The organism is Verrucomicrobiota bacterium (genome assembly GCA_037139415.1).
Classification (GTDB): Bacteria; Verrucomicrobiota; Verrucomicrobiia; order Limisphaerales; family Fontisphaeraceae; genus JBAXGN01.
In genome coordinates this window covers 1-5,263 of the sequence record JBAXGN010000308.1, presented here as the reverse complement: position 1 = coordinate 5,263, position 5,263 = coordinate 1, and the positions used below count along the sequence as shown (strand labels likewise).

3 protein-coding genes and 1 tRNA gene are annotated in these 5,263 nt (G+C 58.8%); 3 read left to right on the top strand and 1 reads right to left on the bottom strand.

Features of this window, described 5'->3' with window-relative positions; genetic code table 11:
- Positions 1 to 227: 227 nt before the first annotated feature.
- Positions 228 to 304 (bottom strand) — tRNA-Arg (locus WCO56_28835).
- Positions 305 to 439: 135 nt separating this feature from the next.
- Between WCO56_28835 and WCO56_28830 the strand changes: the two genes are divergently transcribed.
- Genes WCO56_28830 through WCO56_28820 form a run of 3 tightly spaced genes read left to right on the top strand, consistent with a single transcriptional unit; the run spans position 440 to position 5,109 of the window.
- Positions 440 to 1,987, top strand: a complete 1,548-nt coding sequence (locus WCO56_28830; protein MEI7733606.1) for a hypothetical protein — start codon at positions 440 to 442, stop codon at positions 1,985 to 1,987.
- Between the two features lie 4 nt (positions 1,988 to 1,991).
- Positions 1,992 to 3,467 (top strand): sodium/solute symporter, encoded by a 1,476-nt coding sequence (locus WCO56_28825; GenBank protein MEI7733605.1) that lies wholly within the window; start codon positions 1,992 to 1,994, stop codon positions 3,465 to 3,467.
- Complete coding sequence (locus tag WCO56_28820; protein ID MEI7733604.1) at positions 3,445 to 5,109, top strand: glycoside hydrolase family 20 zincin-like fold domain-containing protein; 1,665 nt, start codon at positions 3,445 to 3,447, stop codon at positions 5,107 to 5,109. The genes WCO56_28825 and WCO56_28820 overlap by 23 nt, the downstream gene beginning before the upstream one ends.
- Positions 5,110 to 5,263: the final 154 nt, after the last annotated feature.

Here is a 5,263-nt window from a genome sequence, read left to right as displayed (position 1 = left end):
TGCCCAATCTATCCACCGTCAGACATCTGTAGGTACGCACTTCCGAGAAGAACCGAATTTCCAGACCCATTTTCTACCTCCAGTTGATTTTGCGTTCCTATGAAACGCCCTTAATCAAATAGGGCGAATCAACCGGCCAAACCCGTAGTTTCCCCCGTAGTCGGGCCGCGCAAGGTAGAAATAAAAAACAGCACCTTTTGCAAAGTGCTGGGAATGAAGCTGTTAAATGGTACCCCGGGCGGGATTTGAACCCGCGACCTACGGTTTAGGAAACCGTTGCTCTGTCCAGCTGAGCTACCGGAGCGACGGGGCGAACTATGAAGGATGAACGATGAAAGATGAAAGCGGATTTTTTCCAACCATTTGGAAAAGAGTTGCCGGCCTCCGGTACCGGAGGACTGATCAGGGAGATGCTCGACAAGCACGGGAGAGCTGTGTTATGCGAGAGCCCATACTGAATACTATCGAACAAGCGCAAAAATTCCTGAAGGTGGCCGGCGAGTTTAGTCTAGGAGACCTGCCCACCGAGCAGCCCCATCCCCTGACGGCGGAGCTCTCCCGCCTTGCGCAGGAGGATTTGCACACCGCGTTCAACCGGTTGCGGGAGGTAGATCTCGCGGCGCTGTCTTGCTTGTGTGATGCGGCGGAGGGGATTACGGAGCTTGCGCAGTGCATTGCGGATACTATTGCCGCCGGAGGACGGCTGTTTATTTCGGGATGCGGCGCCACGGGACGGCTTGCCCTTACCGTGGAAATGCTTTGCCGGAGTGGCGTGCTGCCGCCGGAGTTGCGGGAATCTGTAATCGGATTCATGGCGGGTGGGGATGTTGCACTGATCCGTTCGATTGAGGGGTTTGAGGATCACCCCGAATATGGAGCGCGACAGTTAACGGAACTGGGCTACCGGGATGGAGACATGCTCGTGGGCGTGACGGAAGGCGGGGAGACGCCGTTTGTCATCGGCGCGGTCCGGGCTTCGATCCCGCTTTCGATCCGCGCGCCGTGGTTCTGTTATTGCAATCCTGATGCCGTACTCAGGCGTGTCGCCACCCGCTCGCGTGAAACGCTGGATGACCCGCGCATTCGAAAGCTGAATCTAACTGTGGGGCCGATGGCGCTTGCGGGCAGCACACGCATGCAGGCCACCACAGTCCAGTTGGCGGCCCTGTTGATCGCTATCCGGCATCGTGACTGTCCCGGCATGATCGGGGAGGAGCTGAAGCGCTTGATGGCGGCGATCGAGCGACTGAATTATGCGGAGCTGGCGCCGCTGACGGAGGCCGAGAGCGCCATTTATCAGAACGGGGGCCATGTGCTTTACTCCACTCGGGAGTATGGACTGACGGTGCTTACCGACACCACCGAGCGCGCCCCGACATTCAGCCTCGCCGCATTTGAGAACCTGCAAGACGCCAGCTTACCCAAATCTCTTTGCTACCTGATGCTTGCCGGGTCACGGGACAGCGCCGGCGCATGGAATGCCATCCTCGGGCGGGGACCGCGCACGCTCGAATGGCCGGAAACGCGCAGCATAACCGGTAAGGATTGGCTGTTGGGATACGATATTTCCAGCCATGCCCGTGCGCACCGCGAGGCGCGATGGGGCTCTGCCGCGCATCTTTTTTCGATTGAGGACGGCAGCAGCAACGTCCGTTTCGTCCTTGATGAACTTGTGGCTGCGATACCGATGCCTGCCGATGCGATTCAGCGCAATCTCTGTCTGAAGGTGCTGCTTAATGCGCATTCCACGCTGATGATGGGCCGTCTTGGCCGCTACGAAGGCAACCTCATGACATGGGTGAAGCCGAGCAACAACAAGCTGATCGACCGGGCCATTCGCTATGTGCGCGAACTCCACTACAGGCGTTGCGGACGCAGGCCGGATTACGCAGTGGCGGCGCACGCGCTGTTTGAGGTACAGGCGTCGTTGCAGCCTACCGAACCGATTGTATTGAAAACGCTGGAGAGAATCCGGCAGGAGGGATGACACAATGGCTTTTGTTGACTGGATGATTGTGGCCGCGTACTTGATTACGGTTCTTTGCGTAGGCTTCTATGCCGGAGGCCGCGAGGAAAATGAGGCGGATTTTCTTGTCGGGGGGCGAAAGGTTCCATGGCTTGCGGTGCTCGCGTCGCTGATCGCCACCGAAGTCAGCGCGGCCACTTTTCTCGCGGTGCCGGGAATTGGCTTTGGCGAAAATATGACCTACCTGCAATTCGGCATCGGTTCCATCCTGGCGCGGTTTTTTGTTGCCGCCGTGTTTATTGGCGCCTTTTACAATGCGGGCTGCATGAGCATCTACGAGTTTCTCGGCAAGCGTTTCGGGCGGCGCAGCCAGTACGCGGGATCTCTGCTGTTCCTTGTCACCCGGCTGATGGCATCCGGTGTCAGGCTGCTTATCGCGGCAAAGGGACTCAGCATTATTTTCGGGTTGCCTCTGCATTGGGTCATCATCGCGTTCACCCTTTTCACCGTTATCTACACAGGTTACGGCGGCATCAAGGCGGTGATCTGGACAGATTGTGTGCAGGCGATCGTGTTTACGGGGGCCGGGATCGCCGTGCTTTGCTACATCGTGCAGGTGCTGGGATGGCACTCTTTTGTATCAGCGGGCATGGAGGGCGGGCGTTTTGAAATATTCCGGCTCGTACCCGACGGAGAGGGAATCGGCGCGTGGTTCAACGACTCGAAAACGCTGCTGATGGCGGTCTTGTTCGGTTTTATCAGCACAACGGCTGCGATGGGAACGGATCAGGATCTCACGCAACGCCTGCTCAGCGCCAAAAACGCGGCCAGCGCACGGCGCAGTATGGCCATCAGCGGGTTCATCGCCATCCCGATTGCGGCGCTTTTCCTGTTGGTGGGGGTTGGCCTCTACGGGATAAGCTGCACGCCGCTGGGCGCCGCGCTCACGAATCTCTCAAGCAATGACGATGCATTCCCGCGGTTTATCACAGCAATCGCCCCGGCGGGATTGCGCGGGCTGCTGCTCGCCGGCGTGCTGGCCGCGGCGATGTCCAGCATTGATTCCACGACGGCCGCCCTGAGTTCCTCGGTCTTACGGGATTTGATCGAACCATGGACGGGCAGGCAGGGGGAGAAACTCAACCATCTGGCGATCTCTCGCTGGCTTATTTACGTTTTTGCCATCATACTTGCGCTGATCGCATGGCTGTTTCGCGAAAGTGAGGCATTCCTATGGCTCGCATTTCAGGTTACCAGCGTCACGTACGGCGTCCTGCTCGGGGTATTCCTGCTGGGTCTAAGAGGCAGGCGCGGCAATGATGCCGGAAACATGCTGGCGATCGGGTTGGGGCTGTTGGCGGCGATTATAAGCCTTACCGCCATTAAAATGGGGTGGATTTCCATTGCGTGGACATGGGTGATAGCGATCGGCGCATTGGTTACCTATGCCGTTGGTGGCGCTTTTAAACGGAATGAAAATGATTCTGTTACCAGAGCCTAAATCTGTCCGGCTTAAGGAGAGCACTTGCATCCATCCGGAGCAGGCACCCTCCGTTGCGTATGATGTGATGCTGGGGGCCGAGGCTTACCGTTTGTCCATTTCACCCGATGGCGTGCATATCGCGCATGGCGGGCCGGCGGGCTTATTCTACGCGCGTCAGACACTCGCACAGATTGCCGGCCAGTGCGGCGAACGGATGCCCTGTCTGGAAATTGAGGACGCGCCGGCCTTGCCTGAACGCGGCTTCATGCTGGACATCAGTCGCTGCAAAGTTCCGACGCTTGAGTCACTGATGGGAATAGCCGATCTCATGGCATCCCTGAAGCTGAACCAGTTTCAGCTCTACATGGAGCATACATTCGCCTATGCAGACCATGAAACCGTCTGGAAAGACGCTTCCCCAATGACGGCGGAGGAACTCCGCGCATTGGACACCCATTGCCGCGAACTCCACATTGAACTCGTTCCCAACCAAAACAGCTTCGGCCACATGGAGCGATGGCTGCGCCACAAAGACTACCGGCATCTTGCCGAGTGCCCGGACGGCTTTGTGCACCCGGTTGACGGCAAGCGCCGCCCCTGGGGCACGACGCTCCGGCCCGACCAGGCATCGATCGACTTTGTCGGCGGATTGTTTGACGAGCTGCTGCCCAACTTCACGAGCCTCAAGTTCAACATCGGCGGCGACGAGCCTTGGGAACTGGGGACGGGCTGGAGCCGGCCGCTGGCGGAAACCATGGGGAAGGGCCGTCTCTACCTCGATCATCTGTCGAAACTTGTGGCGCTTGCCACCGCGCACGGGCGTGAGGCGCTTTACTGGGCGGATGGCCTGCTGCACTCTCCAGAACTGGTTCCTCTCGCCCCGGACAATGCGCGCCCGGTCATCTGGGGATACGAGGCTGACCACCCATTCGACGAACAATGCGCGCTGATAGCGGCGACGGGTAAGCCGTTCTATATTGCGCCAGGAGATTCCACCTGGAACAGTTTTACCGGGCGTTTGCATACGGCGCGCGCCAACATCCGCGCCGCCTCCCAGGCCGCTGTGCGCCACGGAGCCACGGGGTTCCTGCATACGCATTGGGGCGACAACGGTCATCCCCAGACGTGGGCGACCGCCTTGCCGGGTTTGCTGCTCGCCGCGAATGCCTCATGGAATCCCCGCGCCGATGAGCCGGCGCTGGCGGACAGCCTCGACCTTTTGTGTTTCAACGACTCCTCGGGAAATCTCGGCAAGGCCTCTGTCGCGCTTGAGGGATTGGATGACGCCATGGGTATCTCCATTCCGAACCGCAGTTTCCTGTTCCTCGGTTCGTACCTGCCGCCGGAGGAACTCGCGTCCTATCAGTCGTTGCTAAATGATCAGAAGTTGGAGGCCGGGCGGCAATGCCTCGATGTGGCGCGGGAACACATCGGGAAGGCCGCCCCGCAAACGGGCGAAGGGTTGCGCTGCCGCGAGGAACTGCTGCTGGCACACGACATGGCCCTCTACGCTCTTGAGCGGGTCTGTCGAATCAGGGACAACGCATCCCTCGGCCCGCTGCAAGCGGTGAGCATGGAGATCAAGGAGCGTTTCGCGGACATTTGGTTGAAGCGCAACCGGCCCGGTGGACTCGAAGAAAGTCTGACGGATAAGAAATAGCTTTTCAGGCAGCGTTAGTTGAGCTACCGGAGCGTGAAGAGAAGGCGGAAATATGAAGGATGAACCGAGCCTAAGGCGAGCTAGGATTTTGTGAAATCAAAATAAGGGCAGGTGTCCTGCAAGGGGTGGATGTCCTCCCGTTGAAGTTTCATCG